At 65.7% G+C, this 16512-nt stretch carries 14 protein-coding genes; 7 read left to right on the top strand and 7 right to left on the bottom strand.

Going from position 1 to position 16512, the window contains the following annotated elements; translation table 11 throughout:
- The first annotated feature begins 61 nt into the window (after nucleotides 1-61).
- Nucleotides 62-964 carry a LysR family transcriptional regulator gene (locus tag CI41S_RS20850; protein ID WP_139861378.1) on the top strand — a complete coding sequence of 301 codons (903 nt, stop codon included), beginning with the start codon at nucleotides 62-64 and terminating at the stop codon, nucleotides 962-964.
- A gap of 369 nt (nucleotides 965-1333) precedes the next feature.
- On the opposite strand, the gene CI41S_RS20845 is transcribed toward CI41S_RS20850, so the two are convergent.
- The 3 genes from CI41S_RS20845 to CI41S_RS20835 form a co-directional block, all read right to left on the bottom strand.
- Nucleotides 1334-2413: a D-TA family PLP-dependent enzyme gene (locus CI41S_RS20845; RefSeq protein WP_139861377.1), complete on the bottom strand. Its 1080-nt coding sequence runs from the start codon at nucleotides 2411-2413 to the stop codon at nucleotides 1334-1336.
- A 119-nt stretch (nucleotides 2414-2532) separates the two neighbouring features.
- Entirely contained in the window at nucleotides 2533-4347 is a 1815-nt protein-coding gene (locus tag CI41S_RS20840; RefSeq protein ID WP_139861376.1) for an ABC-F family ATP-binding cassette domain-containing protein, read from the bottom strand.
- A 4-nt stretch (nucleotides 4348-4351) separates the two neighbouring features.
- Nucleotides 4352-4846, bottom strand: a complete 495-nt coding sequence (locus CI41S_RS20835; protein ID WP_139861375.1) for a YaiI/YqxD family protein — start codon at nucleotides 4844-4846, stop codon at nucleotides 4352-4354.
- Between the two features lie 133 nt (nucleotides 4847-4979).
- Between CI41S_RS20835 and CI41S_RS20830 the strand changes: the two genes are divergently transcribed.
- Nucleotides 4980-5774, top strand: a complete 795-nt coding sequence (locus CI41S_RS20830) for a hotdog family protein (RefSeq protein WP_139861374.1) — start codon at nucleotides 4980-4982, stop codon at nucleotides 5772-5774.
- A 448-nt stretch (nucleotides 5775-6222) separates the two neighbouring features.
- On the opposite strand, the gene CI41S_RS20825 is transcribed toward CI41S_RS20830, so the two are convergent.
- Nucleotides 6223-8595 carry a xanthine dehydrogenase family protein molybdopterin-binding subunit gene (locus CI41S_RS20825; protein ID WP_139861373.1) on the bottom strand — a complete coding sequence of 791 codons (2373 nt, stop codon included), beginning with the start codon at nucleotides 8593-8595 and terminating at the stop codon, nucleotides 6223-6225.
- 201 nt (nucleotides 8596-8796) lie between these two features.
- Here CI41S_RS20825 and CI41S_RS20820 point away from each other — a divergent pair, with 201 nt between their 5' ends.
- From CI41S_RS20820 to CI41S_RS20810, 3 genes are all read left to right on the top strand, one after another.
- The gene (locus CI41S_RS20820; RefSeq protein ID WP_139484131.1) at nucleotides 8797-9840 is read left to right on the top strand and encodes a Ppx/GppA phosphatase family protein; all 1044 of its coding nucleotides are present in this window, start codon (nucleotides 8797-8799) and stop codon (nucleotides 9838-9840) included.
- A 186-nt stretch (nucleotides 9841-10026) separates the two neighbouring features.
- On the top strand, nucleotides 10027-10716 hold the full coding sequence (locus CI41S_RS20815) for an RlmE family RNA methyltransferase (RefSeq protein ID WP_139482946.1): 690 nt from the start codon (nucleotides 10027-10029) through the stop codon (nucleotides 10714-10716).
- Nucleotides 10717-10875: 159 nt separating this feature from the next.
- Entirely contained in the window at nucleotides 10876-11703 is an 828-nt protein-coding gene (locus CI41S_RS20810) for a Crp/Fnr family transcriptional regulator (RefSeq protein WP_172628190.1), read from the top strand.
- Nucleotides 11704-11730: 27 nt separating this feature from the next.
- Here CI41S_RS20810 and CI41S_RS20805 read toward each other — a convergent pair whose 3' ends face one another.
- The 3 genes from CI41S_RS20805 to CI41S_RS20795 form a co-directional block, all read right to left on the bottom strand.
- Nucleotides 11731-11925 (bottom strand): hypothetical protein, encoded by a 195-nt coding sequence (locus CI41S_RS20805; RefSeq protein WP_139861371.1) that lies wholly within the window; start codon nucleotides 11923-11925, stop codon nucleotides 11731-11733.
- 107 nt (nucleotides 11926-12032) lie between these two features.
- Nucleotides 12033-12491: a phasin family protein gene (locus CI41S_RS20800; RefSeq protein ID WP_172626881.1), complete on the bottom strand. Its 459-nt coding sequence runs from the start codon at nucleotides 12489-12491 to the stop codon at nucleotides 12033-12035.
- A gap of 322 nt (nucleotides 12492-12813) precedes the next feature.
- Nucleotides 12814-14301, bottom strand: a complete 1488-nt coding sequence (locus tag CI41S_RS20795) for an MFS transporter (RefSeq protein ID WP_139861370.1) — start codon at nucleotides 14299-14301, stop codon at nucleotides 12814-12816.
- Nucleotides 14302-14441: 140 nt separating this feature from the next.
- Here CI41S_RS20795 and CI41S_RS20790 point away from each other — a divergent pair, with 140 nt between their 5' ends.
- Nucleotides 14442-14687, top strand: coding sequence for a hypothetical protein (locus CI41S_RS20790; RefSeq protein WP_139482941.1), 246 nt, complete (start codon nucleotides 14442-14444; stop codon nucleotides 14685-14687).
- A 191-nt stretch (nucleotides 14688-14878) separates the two neighbouring features.
- Nucleotides 14879-16369, top strand: coding sequence for an IMP dehydrogenase (guaB, locus tag CI41S_RS20785; protein WP_139861369.1), 1491 nt, complete (start codon nucleotides 14879-14881; stop codon nucleotides 16367-16369).
- The last annotated feature ends 143 nt before the right edge of the window (nucleotides 16370-16512 follow it).

Here is a 16512-nt window from a genome sequence, read left to right as displayed (position 1 = left end):
TAGGGGATCGGGCTAATATGCTACAATTCAAATAAGCCAATAAAGAATATGCGAGATTGTTATGAACACCCATGACCTGGTCGCGTTCGTCGCGGTGGTCGAGACCGGATCGATCGTCGCGGCCTCGGCGCGGCTCAACCTGACGCAGCCCGGGGTGACGCGTCGGATCCAGAACCTCGAGGAGATGCTGGGCGCGCAGCTGCTCGACCGGCTGTCAAAACCGCTGAAGCCGACGGCGGCCGGTGTCGAGGCCTATGAGCAGGGCCGCCGCGTGCTGCGCATGCTCGACGACCTCAAGACCGGGGTGGCGAACGACGGCGTGGTGCGCGGCGAGTTCAGGCTCGGCCTGACGCCGTTTTTGTCGGAGGCGGGGCTGACCGGGCCGCTCGACGCCGTGCGCGGCGAATTTCCCGCGCTCGCGGTGCGCGTCGTCTCCGGCTGGTCGCCGCATCATGCAGAGCGCGTCAGCCGCAACGAGCTCGATGCGGCCGCGATCTGCCTGCCCGACGGCGTGGCGCCGCCGGCCGATCTCGTCGCTGACGATCTCGGCGCGCAGCCGGTGGTGTTCGTGGTCGCGCGCGACATGAAGACGCCGAAGTCGGTCGATCTCGAATGGCTGTCGCGGATCGGCTGGGTGATCAACCAGGACGGTTGCGGCTTTCGCCAGGTGCTGAAGCGCCACTTCGATGCGGCGCATCTGCCGTTCAACGTCGCGGTCGAGGCGCTCGACAGCGAGCTGAGGCTGTCGCTGGTGGCGCGCGGGCTCGGCGTCGGCCTCGTTACGCCGGTGGCACTGAAGCGCAGCGCGCTGCGCAGCAAGCTCAAGATCGTGAAGATCGCCGATTTCAATCCCGCGGTTCGCGCCTGGATCGTGCATCGCCCGCCGGCCGGCCGCCTGGCGCGGCCGATCGAGGTGTTTCGCACAGCGCTGGAGCGGGAGTTGCAGGCGCTGCTCCGGGGGTAGCGAGGTTTGTGGGCAGCGCGATCTGCATCCGCCGCCGCCCTTCGAGGCCTCCGCTGCGCTCCGGCACCTCAGGGTGACGGTGTTGGTTTGCTCAGCTTGCTCGGTGTCATCACCCGGCTTGACCGGGTGATCCAGTATTCCAGAGACGCCGGTGATAGAAGCGAGGGGCCGCGGCGTACTGGATCGCCCGGTCGAGCCGGGCGATGACAGCGGTGGTGAGGACAAAGCTTCACACCCTCTCAGGGTGACGGCGGCTTCGAGAGAGCGTCATCCCCGCGCAAAGGCTTCGCCTTTGTCGCTGGAGGTGCGAGCCTTGCAGCGCAATTTGCGCTGCTGGGCGAGCCTCGAAGGATGCGCGGGCGTGTGCGGCTACCGCAGCTTTCCGCGTGCCGCGATCGGCAGCGTGCCGATGATCTCCTCGCCGCGCACCATCACGACCTCGTCCATCATGTTGACGACGACGCAGACGTGGTTGGGCACGATGCGCACGACATCACCGACGTTGGGGCGGGTGTTGCTGCGGGAGAGATCGAGAAAGCCGTGCTCCTCGGCAAAGCGGGCGATCTTGGCCTCGGGATGTTCGAGAATCAGGCCGTGGCCTTCGAGCCCGCCGGTATCCGTGGTCAGCGTCTTGGAGCCGGCATCGAGGATGCCGCGTTCGGGGCCGGCGCGGCTGACGACGGTGGAATAGATATGCAGCGCGCAGTCGTCCCAGGTGGCGACGCCGGCCGCGACCTGCATGCGGTCGTTGTAGATGTAGGTGCCGAAGCGGTGCTCGGTGCCGCCCTTCAGCTTGCCGAGGTTCTTCAGGTTCGGCGTGCCGCCGGTCGAGACGATGCTGGCATCGAGGCCGTGCGCGCGGACGCCGGCCAGCGCCTCGTCGTAGAACTTTTGCGCATCGACCCAGCCGGTCTCGGTCGGATACAGCATGAAGCCCGCGAAGCTCAGGCCTTTTGAGCCCGCGATCTCGCGCGCCAGCGCGATTGCCTCGGCCGGCGTCTCGACGCCGGCGCGCTTGCGCCCGGTGTCGCATTCGACCACCACCGAGAGCGGACGACCCGATGCGGCGGCGGCCTTCGGCAGGTCGCCGACCACGACCGAGTTGTCGGCCGCGACGGTGACATTCGCCTTGCCCTGCAGCGCGCCGAGCCGCGCCATCTTCTCGTCGCCGAGCAGATTGTAGGAGATCAGAATGTTGTCGATCCCGGCATCGGCCATGATCTCGGCCTCGCCGAGCTTCTGGCAGGTGATGCCCTTTGCGCCTGCCTTGATCTGCAGCTGCGCCAGGGTCGGGTTCTTGTGGGTCTTGATGTGCGGACGGTTGGCGATCCCGGCGGCATCGCAGGCGGCCTGGATGCGCGCGATGTTGCGCTCGACCTTGTCCATGTCGATCACGGCGCAGGGCGTGCCGTACTCCTTGGCGATCTTGGCGGCGAGGGGCGTGGTCATCGGGGCGTCTCCAGTTTGTTTTTCGTCATTGCGAGCGGAGCGAAGCAATCCATGGCTCGGCATAACGGGTCGATGGATTGCTTCGTCGCTATCGCTCCTCGCAATGACGGTGGAAATAGCTAGGCCTGTTCGATCTCCTCGCGCAGCACCTCTAACTCGAGCCAGCGATCTTCCGCGGCGGTCAATTCTTCCTGCGCCTTGGCGATCGCTGCCGATGCGGCGTCGAATGTCTTGCGATCCTTGCTGTAAAGGTTCGGGTCGTCGAGCAGCTTCTGCTGCTTTGCGATCTCGGCGTGCAGCTTGTCGATCGTCTTCGGCAGCGTTTCCAGCGCGTGCTTCTCGTTGAAGCTCAGCCGGCGTCTGGGTGCCGCTTCGGGCGCCGCGACTTTCGCTTCTTTCTTCTCTTCGACGGTGGCCTGCGCCTTCACCGTCTCGCGCTTCACGTCAGTGCCGCGCTGCGCCAGCATGTCCGAATAGCCGCCGGCATATTCGATCCAGCGGCCCTGACCTTCGGGCACCACCACCGAGGTCACGACACGATCGAGAAAATCGCGGTCATGGCTGATCAGGATCACCGTGCCCTCGTAGTCGCCGAGCATTTCCTCGAGCACGTCGAGGGTTTCGAGATCAAGGTCGTTGGTTGGTTCGTCCAGCACCAGCAGGTTCGACGGTTTTGCCAGCGCGCGTGCCAGCATCAGCCGGCCGCGCTCGCCGCCGGACAGCGCCTCCAGCGGCGTGCCGCGCTGCTCCTGCGCGAACAGAAAATCCTTCATGTAGCCGATCACATGCTTCGGCTTGTCGCCGACCATCACGTGATCGCCGCGGCCGCCGGTCAAAGCCTCCGCCAGCGTCAGCTTCGGATCGAGGCTTTCGCGATGCTGGTCCAGCGTCGCCATCTCGATATTCGCGCCGAGCCGCACCGAGCCGCTATCGGGCGGATCGTTGCCGATCAGAAGATGCACCAGCGTGGTCTTGCCGGCGCCGTTCGGGCCGACGATGCCGAGCCGGTCCCCGCGCTGGATTCGGGTGGAAAAGCCGTCGACGATCACGCGGTCGCCGAACGCCTTGCTGATGTTCTTCGCCTCGATCACGAGGCGTCCGGACTTGTCGGCCTCCGAAGCGGTGAGGGTGGCGTTGCCGGTGGCGCCGCGATAGTTGCGGCGCTGGTCGCGCAGCGCAAACAGGTTGCCGAGCCGCTTGACGTTGCGCTTGCGGCGGCCGGAGACGCCGTGGCGCAGCCAATGCTCCTCGTTGACGATCTTGCGGTCGAGCTTGTGCTGCTCGCGCTCTTCCTCGTCCAAGACCTCGTCGCGCCAGGCCTCGAAGGCGCCAAAGCCGCGGTCGATCTGCCTGATCTGGCCGCGGTCGAGCCAGGCCGTGCTGCGCGACAGGTTGGTGAGGAAGCGGCGGTCGTGGCTGATCAGCACCAGCGCGCAGCGGCGGCTCTCCAGCTCGGCCTCCAGCCATTCGATGGTCGGCAGATCGAGATGGTTGGTCGGCTCGTCCAGCAGCAGGATGTCGGGCGAGGGCGCCAGCACGCGAGCGAGCGCCGCGCGCCGCGCCTCGCCGCCGGAGACGTGCGCGGGGTCTTCCTCGCCGGTGAGGCCGAGCTGCTCGAGCAGATAGCGCGCCTGGTAGTGGTCGTCGCCGGGGCCGAGGCCGGCTTCTACATAGGACAGCGTCGTCTTGTGGTCACCGAAATCCGGCTCCTGCGGCAGGTAGCGGATGGTGGCGCCCGGCTGCACGAAGCGGCTGCCGGCGTCAGGCTCGACGAGCCCGGCAGCAATCCGCAGCAACGTCGATTTGCCGGACCCGTTGCGGCCGATCAGGCAGACGCGCTCGCCCGCGGAGACCGACAGCTCGACGCCCGTGAGCAGCGGCGTGCCGCCAAAGGTCAGGCTGATGTCCTTGAGCTGGATGAGAGGCGGAGCCATCGCGCTAACCCTGGTTCGCCGCCTGCTCGGCGCGGCGGCGCTGGATGCGGCGGATGGTCTGGTCGAGCGTCGAGATGAAGGTCGAGCGGTCGCGCGGCGAGAACGATTTCGGTCCGCCCGTAACTTCGCCCGACGATCGCAAATCGGTCATCAGGTTGCGCACCGCCAGCGTCATGCCGATCGACTGCTCGGTGAACGGCTTGCCATTCGGCGCAATCACCTCGGCGCCGGCCTTCACGCAGCGGCTCGCCAGCGGGATATCAGCGGTGATCACGACGTCGCCGGCATGGGCGCGTTCCGCGATCCAGTCGTCGGCGGCATCCATCGCGGCGCCTGCCGCGATGCGCTCGATCAGCGGATCCTGCGGCACGCGGATGAAATTGCCCGCGACCACGCTGACGGGAACGCCGAGCCGGATCGCGACGCGATAGATCTCGTCCTTCACCGGGCAGGCGTCGGCATCGACATAGATGCGGGTGGGGGCTGTGCTTTCGATCATCGATTCAACGGTTGGCAGGCGCGCCCCGTGTACTCCATCGTGCGGAAAATTGCGAGCAAAACGAGAGGCTTGCCACAGTGTTCGGTTCGACTACGATTGCATCAGAAAAACCACCAAAATAAGGGGAAACCGCATGCCTTCGCAGACCTACCGCGTCTCGGCGTACAACACCTCAAAACTGTCCGAGAACAAGATTCACGACGACACGGTGGCGCGGAAATTCGGCTTTTCCGGTGGCTTGGTGCCCGGCGTCGACGTCATGGCCTACATGATGCACCTGCCGGTCGAGACATGGGGCCGCGATTTCCTGGAGCGCGGCCTGATCGAGGCGCGCTTCGTCAAGCCGGTCTATGATGGCGAGATCGCGGAGCTGGCCGGACGGGAGACCGGCAACGGCATGACGATCGAGCTGCACAGCCGCGGCGAACTCTGCGCCACCGGCACCGCCTCGCTGCCGGCCGAGGCGCCGAAGTTTGCGATCGGCGACTATCAGCAGGTCGCGGCGGTCGCCGAGCGCAAGCCGGTGAGCGCGTCGTCCTACGAGCAGGACAAATGGCTCGGCACCATCCCCCGCGACTGGTCCGGCGATGCCGCCAAGGAGTATCTCGCCGACATCAGGGAAACCGACCCGATCTACCTCCGCGAAGGCCTCGGCCATCCCGGTCTCTTGCCGCGGGTGATGAACAAGGTCTTGGTCGACAACGCCATCCTCGGCCCCTGGATTCACGTCGGCACACGGATGCAACTGCTGTCGGCCGCCAGGATCGGCGACGAGCTCACCGCGCGAGCAAAAGTCACCGCCAACTACGACAAGAAGGGCCACCGCTTCGTCGAGCTCGACGCGCTGGTCGTCGCCAACGGCACCACCCCGCTGGCGCATTGCTGGCACATCGCAATCACACAGCCGCGCGAGCAGGCGGCAGCGTAGTCCCTTTACCTCTCCCCGTTCTTGACGGGGAGAGGTCGGATCGCATCGCAGATGCGATCCGGGTGAGGGGCAAGGCACAATGTCAATAGCAACGACAGTGCTGGCCGGAGAGAAGCCCCTCACCCCAACCCTCTCCCCGCAAGAGCGGGGCGAGGGAGCGGAGGGACCTGCGCTGCGGCGTAGCTCAATCTTGTCATTGCCGGGCTTGACCCGGCAATCCATCCGCTTCGTAAGAGTCTTTCGTAGATTGATGGATGCGCGGGTCAAGCCCGCGCATGACCCGCATTGGGTGGGGCGAGGTCTCGCGCCATTCACAACTGTCATACCCCGCGTAGGCGGGGTATCCAGTACGCCGCGGCCTCTCGGCTCAAGCTCAGCTGTCTCTGGAATACTGGATCACCCGCTTTCGCGGGTGATGACAGTGGTGTTGGCGGCAGGCAGGGCGCCCTTACGCCGCCGTCTTTTTCGCATTCTGGATCGCGCGCCAGACCTTTTCCGGCGTCAGCGGCATGTTGATGTGCTTGATGCCGTACTCCGACAGCGCGTCGACCACCGCATTGACGATGCAGACCAGGCTGCCGGCGCAGCCGGCTTCGCCGCAGCCTTTGGTCCCCAGCGGGTTCGACTTGGCGGGCGAAGGGTGGTCGCCGATCTGCATCGACGGCACGTCGCCGGCGCGCGGCAGCGCGTAGTCCATGAACGAGCCGGTGATCGGCTGGCCTGAGCCGTCGTAGTTCACTTCCTCCATCAGCGCCTGGCCGATGCCCTGCGCGACGCCGCCGTGCAGCTGGCCGGCGACGATCATCGGGTTGACCACGGTGCCGAAGTCGTTGACCGCGGCGTAGCGCACGATCCTGATCACGCCCGTATCAGGGTCGATCTCGACCTCGGCGACGTGACAGCCGTTCGGGAAGGTCGACGCAGTCTCCTTGGTGGCGTGGTCGACGTCGAGCGTATCCGGTGTGCCCTCGGGCAGCTTGCCTTCGCGCATCCGCTCGGCGAGCTCCATGATGCCGATCGAGCGGTCGGTGCCGGCGATGGTGAAGCGGCCGCCGCCGAACTCGATGTCGGCCTCGGACGCTTCCAGTACGTGCGCCGCGGCCTGCTTGCCCTTCTCGACCACCAGCGCGGAGGCTTCCACGATCGCTTGCCCTGTCGCGGTGATCGAGCGCGAGCCGCCGGTGCCGTTGCCGAAGCGGACGAGGTCGCTGTCGTTCTGCTCCAGCGTGATCTTCTCGAAGGGGACGCCGAGCTGATCCGCCAGCACCTGCGCGAACGGCGTGGCGTGGCCCTGGCCGTAATCCAGCGTGCCGGTGGTGAGCTTCACCGAACCATCAGGCTCGAAGCTGATCTTGCCGAGCTCGCCGCTCGGCGGCGCGGTCACCTCGAGATAGGAGCCGACGGCGATGCCGCGCAGCCTGCCGTTCTTCCTGCTCTCCTTCTTGCGCCTGGCAAAATTCTCATAGTCGGCGATCTCCAGCGCCTTCTGGAACACGCCGCCGAAATCGCCGCTGTCATAGGTCACGCCTGACGCGGCCGGGAACGGCAGCTGCTGCGGCTTGATGAAATTGCGCTTGCGCAAGGTGAGGCGGTTGATGCCCATCTCGTCGGCGGCGGCGTCGATCAGCCGCTCCATGTAGTAGTTCGCTTCGGGCCGGCCGGCGCCGCGATAGGCGCCCATCAGCGTGGTGTTGGTCACGACCGTCTTGATGTCGACGCCGAGCAGCGGCGTGCGGTAGACGCTGGCCAGGTTCTTGCCGGTGTTGACCGACAGCGGCCCCGGCGCGACGCCGGTGATGTAGGCGCCGAGATTGCCGTAGCCGGACAGCCGCACCGCCAGGAACTTGCCGTCGGCATCGAGCGCCAGCTCGGCGTGGATCAGCTGCGCGCGGCCGTGGCTGTCGGAGAGGAAGCTGGTCGAGCGCTCGTCCAGCCACTTCACCGGCCGGCCCAGCGCCTTCGCCGCATGCGCGATGCAGGTGTATTCGGGATAGTTGAGGTTCTTCATGCCGAACGAGCCGCCGACATTGGCGGTGAGGATACGCACCTTATCCGGCGCCACGTTGAGGATGCGCGCCAGAATCGCCTTGTTGCCGGACACGCCCTGGGTCGGCACCTGCAGCGTATAGCGCTCGGTCTTGCCGTCGTAGGCGGCAAGCGCGACGCGCGGCTCCATCGAGACCACGGCGACGCGGGTGTTGACGATGTCGAGCTTTGTGACGTGCGCGGCACTGGCGAACGCCGCGTCGATCTTCTCGGCATCGCCATAATGGTAGTCGAGCGCGACGTTGTTCGGGATGTTGTCATAGAGCTGCGGCGCGCCGGGCTTTGCCGCCTCGGCGGCATCGGTCACCGCCGGCAGCGGTTCGATGTCCAGCTCGACGGCCTCCGCCGCATCGCGCGCCTGCGTCGCGGTTTCCGCGACCACGAAGGCGACGGGATCGCCGACGAAGCGCACCTTGTCGGTCGGCAGCACCGGGCGGTTGGTCTGTAGCAGCGGCGAGCCGTCGCGGCTCTTGAACGGGATCCCGCAGGTCAGCGGCTTGTAACCGGCAGCCGCGAGGTCGGCGCCGGTCCATACCCCGAGCACGCCCGGCATCGCGCGGGCGGCCGCCGTGTTGATGCCCTTGATGATGCCGTGGGCATGGGACGATCGGACCATCCAGCAGTAGGCCTGGCCGGGAAGCGAGAAGTCGTCGGTGTAGCGGCCCTTGCCGCGCACCAGGATGTCGTCCTCCTTTCGTCGGACCGGTTGGCCGACACCGTGTTTTTGCAGTGCGATGGAGTTCTCGAGCGAGCGGGGCGACGTATGATCTTGCATCGGAAATGACCTGAAATGCCCGGATTTGGTGGGTTTTGCGGGCATTCCCGAGATAACGCACACCCCTCTTAACGACAACGCCCGATTGGACATGGAGCCAATGTGAACAGAGTTTGCGTAGGCCCTTGGCGCTGCTAAAGTTTCCGTGAACGACAATTTCTTCGGCGGGCTCGAACCGCGGTCCCGCGGAAAGACAGTTTGATGAATGACGAAGTGCGGCTTTGCGACGGCATTCCGGCCGCCGAAGCCCTGTCAAGGTTCGCTGCGGCGGGCGCCGAGACCGGTGTCTACGCAGCGCTCGACCTTGGCACCAACAACTGTCGGCTCCTGATCGCCTGTCCCGCGGGCGACGGGTTCCGCGTGGTCGATTCCTTCTCGCGGATCATCCGGCTCGGCGAGGGCATCGCCGCGACCGGTTCCATCAGCGAGGCGGCGATCGAGCGCGCCATCGCCGCGCTCTCGATTTGCAGCGACAAGATCCGCTATCGCAAGGCGCGCCGGCTGCGGCTGATCGCCACCGAAGCCTGCCGCGCCGCCGGCAACGCCGAGAGTTTTCGCGCCCGCGTCGCCGCCGAGACCGGCATCAAGCTCGAAGTGATCGACCGCGAGACCGAGGCGACGCTGGCCGTGATCGGCTGCTCGCCGCTGCTCGACCCGAGGGGGCGAGGGGCCATCCTGTTCGACATCGGCGGCGGCTCGACCGAGCTGGTGCGGATCGAGCGCGATCCCGCGACGCCGGACGCGCCGCCGCGCATCAAGGCGTGGATGTCGATCCCGCTCGGCGTCGTTACGCTGGCGGAGCATTTTGGCGGCAGGAACGTCACGCCGAATCTGTATGCCCGCATGATCGATGAGGTCGCCCAGCACGTCGCGCCGTTCGCGGCTGAGCACGGCCAGGATCTGCGCGACATGCACTTGCTCGGCACCTCCGGCACCGTGACCACGCTCGCCGGCGTGTTCCTCAATCTGCCGCGCTACGACCGCCGCCGCATCGACGGCATCTGGATGAACGATTTCGACGTCACGGCGACGATCCAGAAGCTGCTCTGCATGAGCTATGAGCAGCGCGTCCACAACAACTGCATCAGCGTCGAGCGCGCCGACCTGGTGCTCGCCGGCTGCGCCATCCTCGATGCGATCCGCAATGCCTTCCCGCTGCCGCGGCTGCGCGTCGCCGACCGCGGCCTGCGCGAGGGCATGCTGGTCGAGATGATGCGCGAGGACGGCGCGCTGCGGGCGTGCTAGACGCTTTCTTCTTCGCCTCTCCCCGCCTGCGGGGAGAGGCCGGATCGCATGAAATGCGATACGGGTGAGGGGGACTCTCCACGAACTCATCTCTCACCGTCTATGCGGAAGTAGCCCCTCACCCCAGCCCTCTCCCCGTAAGAACGGGGAGAGGGAGTAACAACGCACCGAGACGCAAGAACCATCATGGCGAAAGACACCACCGGGCGGCTGCACGTCACGGTCAAGAGCGGTGGCAAGCGAAAGCTGTCGTCAAAACTCTGGCTGGAGCGCCAGCTCAACGATCCCTACGTCGCCAAGGCCAAGGCGATGGGCTATCGCTCGCGCGCGGCGTTCAAGCTGCTGGAGATCGACGACAAGTACCGCATGCTCAAGCCGGGCATGACGGTGGTCGACCTCGGCGCGGCGCCCGGCGGCTGGAGCCAGATCGCGGCGAAACGCACGGGAGCAGCCGACGGCAAGGGCAAGGTGGTCGCGATCGATCTCCTGGAGATGGGCGAGATCCCCGGCGTCACCTTCGCGCAGCTCGACTTCCTCGATCATGACGCGCCGGAAAAGCTGATCGCGATGATGGGCGGCCGCGCCGACATCGTGATGTCCGACATGGCCGCCAACACCACCGGCCACCGCAAGACCGACCAGCTCCGCATCATCGGCCTGGTCGAGACCGCCGCCCACTTCGCCTGCGAGGTGCTCAATCCCGGCGGCGCGTTCCTGGCAAAAGTCTTCCAGAGCGGCGCCGATGCCGAACTGCTGGCGCAGCTCAAGCGCGATTTTGCCACGGTGCGTCACGTCAAGCCGGCGGCCAGCCGGCAGGATTCGTCGGAGCGCTACGTGCTGGCGACGGGATTTCGCGGACAGCCCGGCAGAGGCTAGCCGCCGCGCCGCCCGGCGACGTGCGTCGTCCGAAACCGTTGGAACTCTTGCCCCTAAGGCGTATTCTACTTTCTCGGTGCGGTCTGTCCGTTGCGTAGCGCAGCCCGGCGCCCCCGACTGGTTTGCGCAGTGAGCCGTGCCTCACGGAGTTTCCCCGTGATGGAGCGCAGGTCGAACATAGGCAATCGTCTCCTGGCGGCCTTGTCGCCCGCCGATTTCCAGCTGCTTGTGCCCCATCTGCGCAGGATATCGCTCGAGCGTGACGTCGTGCTGGTGCGGTCGGGTGATCCCGTCCAGCAGATCTATTTCCCCTGCACGGCATTGATCGCGTTCGTCATGGACATGCCGAACGGGCAGTCGGTCGCGACGACGATGGTCGGCAATGAGGGGGCGGTAGGCGTCCTGTCGACACTCGGGTCGATACGCTCGCCAATGACGGCGGTGGTTCGCGTGGCCGGGACAACATGGCAGATCTCACCGGCGCGATTTCATGCCGCGCTCAGCCACAGCCGCGCGCTCGAGGATGCGGTGCAGCTCCATATGCGGTCGCTGTTGGTGCAGTTCCAACACATCGCCGCGTGCAATGCGCTGCACTCGGTGGAGGCTCGCCTGGCCCGCTGGCTTTTGCAGGTTCACGATCAGGTCGGTTACGACACGCTCCCGCTGACGCAGGACACGCTATCGGAGTTGCTGGGCGTGCGGCGCACGACCGTGACCCATGTCGTGTCCAAGCTTCGCGGATCGGGGGCGATCCGATCAAACCGCCGGAGCTCGATCGAGGTGGACAGGGGACGGCTCGAGGCTGCCGTCTGCGAGTGCTACGAGATCATGCGGAGCAGGATCGATCGCATCGTTTCGGCCGAAGGGATGAGACAGTCCAGTCGTGGCGCGCCGGCGCATGGACCGACGCGTTCCCACGGGCACGCCTGGACCAATGTTGATAAGGCTGGAGCACGTATCGCAGGCGAGCGAACAAGTCGCCACTGAAATCAGAGTCTCGTTCGCAGGCTGGCGTCAGCCTGCCTTGGGCATCTCCTCGGGTTCGTAGACCCAGGCGTCCCGGGCGAACCACTCGTGGGTGATGCGACAGGTCGTGCAGTAGGTGCGCGAGAAGAACAACGCGCGGCATTGGAATGTCTCGCGGTCAGTGTTCATGCCGGTTGTGATCGCGCGTCCCGACCGCGGGCACTTGATCATGATCACGCCCATCTCGCTCCTCCGCAATGTAGATTGTCGAACCCGCGCACCGTCGGCCGGAGTGCGTTCCTTCTCAATGGAAACGCTTGGCTTCCAGCCGATTTTCGGGCGAGGGCGGCTCAGGACAGGGTCTTCAGCGCCCTTGCAAAGCCCTTCTTGAGGGGCTCGGAGCCTTCCTTCGCGACCTTCTTCGTGAGGTCCCAAAGCTCCTTGTTCTGCGCGGCGATGACCTCGAAATTCTTGCGGCCGTGGTTGGCCGAAAGCTGGATCACCTCCGACAGCGACTTGGTGCCGATGAGATCGGTCATCAATGCGAGAGCCGAGCTGGTATTGGTGCTCGATATCTCGATCACTTTGGCGGCGTAATCCGCAGCGCCCTTGGCATTGATTGCGTATGCCTCCTTGAGCAGGAGGGCGACCTCCGTCGACGCCTCCTTCACCTTGTCGATCTGCTGTTTGGCCCGTGTCGCGTTTTGCTCCGCAGCGCCCTGGAACGCTTCGGGCAGGGCGAACAGGGGCAGATTGAAGCCGTCGGCTTTCGGATTTTCGTTCACTTCCGTCGTATGCGCATCACTCACTGGCTCTGATCCCTTCAGAAAAGGCTAAATTGGCAAGGGCTAAATTGGCATGGCCCGGCCCTTCCATGGCGAGGACGCCATGGAAGGGACCCGGAGCGTTTCCTCCGCGTGATTTTCTGCTGATGCGGGATCACTGCGTGCCCGCCTGAGCCGGACTATGCCGGATCGGCGGTGGCGCTTCCGTTCGCTTTCTGACTCTCGCGAAGATTTTTTGTCGTGACGAACGGCCGCGGTGGGGCCGGCCGGTATCGCCAGCAATCCGCGGAAAAATGGCGGCCCGGCACCGGCCTGACCGGGCCGCGCGGGACGAGGTCTTGATCGACTACCCCAGCCGCTGATCCCGCGCGTTCTGGGTGTCCTCGGTTGCGGCCTTGACGGCGTCAGTGGCAGCACGCTTCTCGGCGCCCTTGCGGCTCGAGATGTCGATCGCCTTACGGCCGGCGATCTCGTTGCCGGCATCGGCAGGCATCTGCCAGAAGAACCAGGCTGAGGCTGCCGAGATCAGCGACACCACGATGAAGGCCGGCCCGAACACGTCGGCGGACAGCTCGGTCTGGTGATGCAGCGCCAGTGTGGTTTCGACCGAGAACGCGCCGACCGCGACGCCGGCGGACACCGCGAGCTGCTGGTTGACGCTGACCAGGGTGGTGGCGCGGCTCATCTGCGGCGCCTCGACCTCGGCATAGGCCACAGTGTTGATCGCGGTGAACTGCAGCGAGCGGAAGAAACCACCGACCACAAGGATGGTGAAGATCAGCATCAGCGGCGTCGTCGCCGTGAACAGGGCGCAGGCGGCGAGGAAGGCCGCGCTGACGACGGCATTGACCGTCATCATGTTGCGGAAACCGAAGGCCTTGATGATGCGCGCCGCCAGCGTCTTCATGCCCATGGCGCCGACCGCGGAGGCAAAGGTCACGAGACCCGACTGGAACGGTGACAGGCCGAAGCCGACCTGCATCAGCAGCGGCAACAGGAACGGCAGCGCGCCAATGCCGAGGCGGAACATGAAGCCGCCGACGATCGAGGCGCGCATCGTCGGCAGCCGCAGCAGCGAAAAATCCAGCACCGGCGAGCCGGTGCGCTTGGCATGAATGACATAGAGCGTCATCGAGACCGTGCCGACCCCGACCAGCGCGGCGACGATCGGCCACGGCAGCAGGTTGAGCCCGGCGACCGAAAGCCCGAAGGCGATGCCGGCAAGCCCGATGCCGGCCAGCACCAGGCCATAGAGATCAAAGCGCTCGGGATCGACGCTCTTGATCGGGTCGATGTATTTCAGCGCCAGGAAGATGCCGAGCAGCCCGATCGGGATGTTGATCAGGAAGATCCAGTGCCAGGAGAAATAGGTGGTGATGAAGCCGCCGAGCGGCGGCCCGATCACGGGCCCTATCAGCGCCGGCACCGTCACCCAGGCCATCGCATTGACCAGCGCGCTCTTGTCGACCGAGCGCAGCAGCACCAGCCGCCCGACTGGCGTCATCATCGCCCCGCCGAGGCCCTGCAGGATGCGGGCGAACACGAAATCGGTCACCGAGCCTGACAGCGCGCAGCCGATCGAGCCCAGCATGAACACGCCGACCGCGCCGGCGAACACGATGCGGGCGCCGAAGCGGTCGGCGGTCCAGCCGCTCGCCGGGATGAACACCGCGAGCGACAGCAGATAGGACGTGATCGCCAGCTTCAGCGTCAGGGGGCTGGTGCCGATGTCGGCGGCGATCGCCGGCAGGGAGGTCGCGATCACCGTGGAGTCCATGTTCTCCATAAAGAGAGCGGTGGCCACGATGAGCGGGATCAGGCGTTCTTTGTTCATCGAAATGGGACGTCTGTGCTGAAAAGGGCGGGCGAGGGGGCCATATCATCCTGCCGCCAGCCATGCCATTGCGGAACCGGCCAAACCACCTAGATCCAGCGTGACGCTGGTATGCATCCCCCGGCGTAAAGAGGTGTGCCTTGATCTACGTGCTCGCTGTCCTGCTGCCGCCGATCGGGCTGCTCCTGAACGGACAGCCGTTTTCGGCCATCTTCAATCTGGTCCTGATCGTGTTTTGTGCGATTTTCGGGCTGTTTTTCCATGTCCTGCTGCTGGTGCCCTCGGCCCATGCCGTGATCGTGGTGCACATGAAGCGGGAGGACCGGCGCCATCGCGAGGTGGTCGAGGCGATCCGCCGCCACGGGCCGCCGCAGGGCTACCGCTAGAAGGGGCTACCGGGCGCCGTAAAAAGCCTGTGCATGGCTGGCAAACACTTTGATTCGTCATGCCGCCATGCTATCGACCGGCGTCAACCCCATCGATGGGCACCGATTCCCCGGTGACGCTGCCAGCGTCGCCGCAGGAGGCGTTCATCGTCAGATTTGCAAGCGGCTGAGGCCGCCGAAAGGAGTTGGCAATGGCCACGGGATTTCCGGCTATCCGCGAAGCTTTTACGTTCGACGATGTGCTTCTGAAGCCCGGTCTGTCTGACGTTCTCCCCTCCGAAGTCGACATTCGCTCGCGCGTCACCCGCGCCATCCCGCTCAACATCCCGATCATGGCCTCGGCCATGGACACGGTCACCGAAGCGCGCATGGCGATCGCGATGGCGCAGGCCGGCGGCCTCGGCGTCATCCACCGCAACTTCGATCCAGATGGCCAGGCCGCGCAGGTGCGGCAGGTCAAGAAGTTCGAATCCGGCATGGTGGTCAATCCGCTGACTATTGGCCCCGACGCCACGTTGGCGGATGCGCTGGCGCTGATGAAGGACCATGGCATCTCCGGCATTCCGGTCGTCACCGGCGCCGAGAAGAACGTGCCGGGCAAGCTGGTCGGCATCCTGACCAACCGCGACGTGCGCTTTGCCAGCGATCCCCGGCAGAAGGTCCGGGAGTTGATGACGCATGAGAAGCTCGTCACGGTGCGCGAGAGCGTCAGCCAGGACGAGGCGAAGCGGATGCTGCACCAGCATCGCATCGAGAAGCTGCTGGTGGTCGACGACCAGTATCGCTGCGTCGGCCTGATCACGGTGAAGGACATCGAGAAGGCAGTGGCGCATCCGCTCGCCTGCAAGGACGAGCATGGCCGTCTCCGCGTTGCCGCCGCCACCACGGTCGGCGAGACCGGCTATGAGCGCACCGAGCGGCTGATCGATGCCGGCGTCGACGTCGTCGTGGTCGACACCGCGCACGGCCACTCCCAGCACGTGCTCAACGCCGTCAACCGCATCAAGCGGCTCTCCAACTCCGTGCAGGTGGTGGCCGGCAATGTCGCGACCGAGGACGGCGCGCAGGCCCTGATCGATGCCGGCGCCGACTGCATCAAGGTCGGCATCGGGCCGGGCTCGATCTGCACCACCCGCATCGTCGCCGGCGTCGGCGTGCCGCAGCTCACCGCAATCATGGATGCGGTGGCCGCAGCGAAGAAGGCGGACGTGCCTGTGATCGCCGATGGCGGCATCAAGTATTCCGGTGATCTCGCCAAGGCGCTGGCCGCCGGCGCCGACATCGCGATGGTCGGCTCGCTGCTCGCCGGCACCGACGAGACGCCGGGTGAAGTCTTCCTGTGGCAGGGCCGCTCCTACAAGGCCTATCGCGGCATGGGCTCGGTCGGCGCGATGGCGCGCGGCTCGGCCGACCGCTACTTCCAGCAGGACATCAAGGACACGCTGAAGCTCGTCCCTGAAGGCATCGAGGGCCAGGTGCCCTACAAGGGCCCGGTCGCCAACGTCATGCACCAGCTCGCCGGCGGTCTCCGCGCCGCGATGGGTTACGTCGGTGCCCGCAACATCGCCGACTTCCACGCCAAGGCGCAGTTCGTCCGCATCACCGGCGCCGGCTTGCGCGAAAGCCATGTCCACGACGTGACGATCACGCGGGAAGCCCCGAACTATCCGGGCGGGGTGTAAGGCTCTCCACGTCATTCCGAGGCGCGAAGCGGACTATGGCGCGCAATTGCGCGCCTGAGAATCTCGAGATTCCGGGTTCTCGCTGCGCGAGCCCCGGAATGACGTGCGTTGCGCTTCGGCATGACGGCCGTCATTTCAAACAG

The sequence above is a fragment of the Bradyrhizobium ivorense genome, assembly GCF_900696085.1.
GTDB classification, from domain to species: Bacteria; Pseudomonadota; Alphaproteobacteria; order Rhizobiales; family Xanthobacteraceae; genus Bradyrhizobium; species Bradyrhizobium ivorense.
This window is presented reverse-complemented; position numbering and strand designations above follow the sequence as displayed.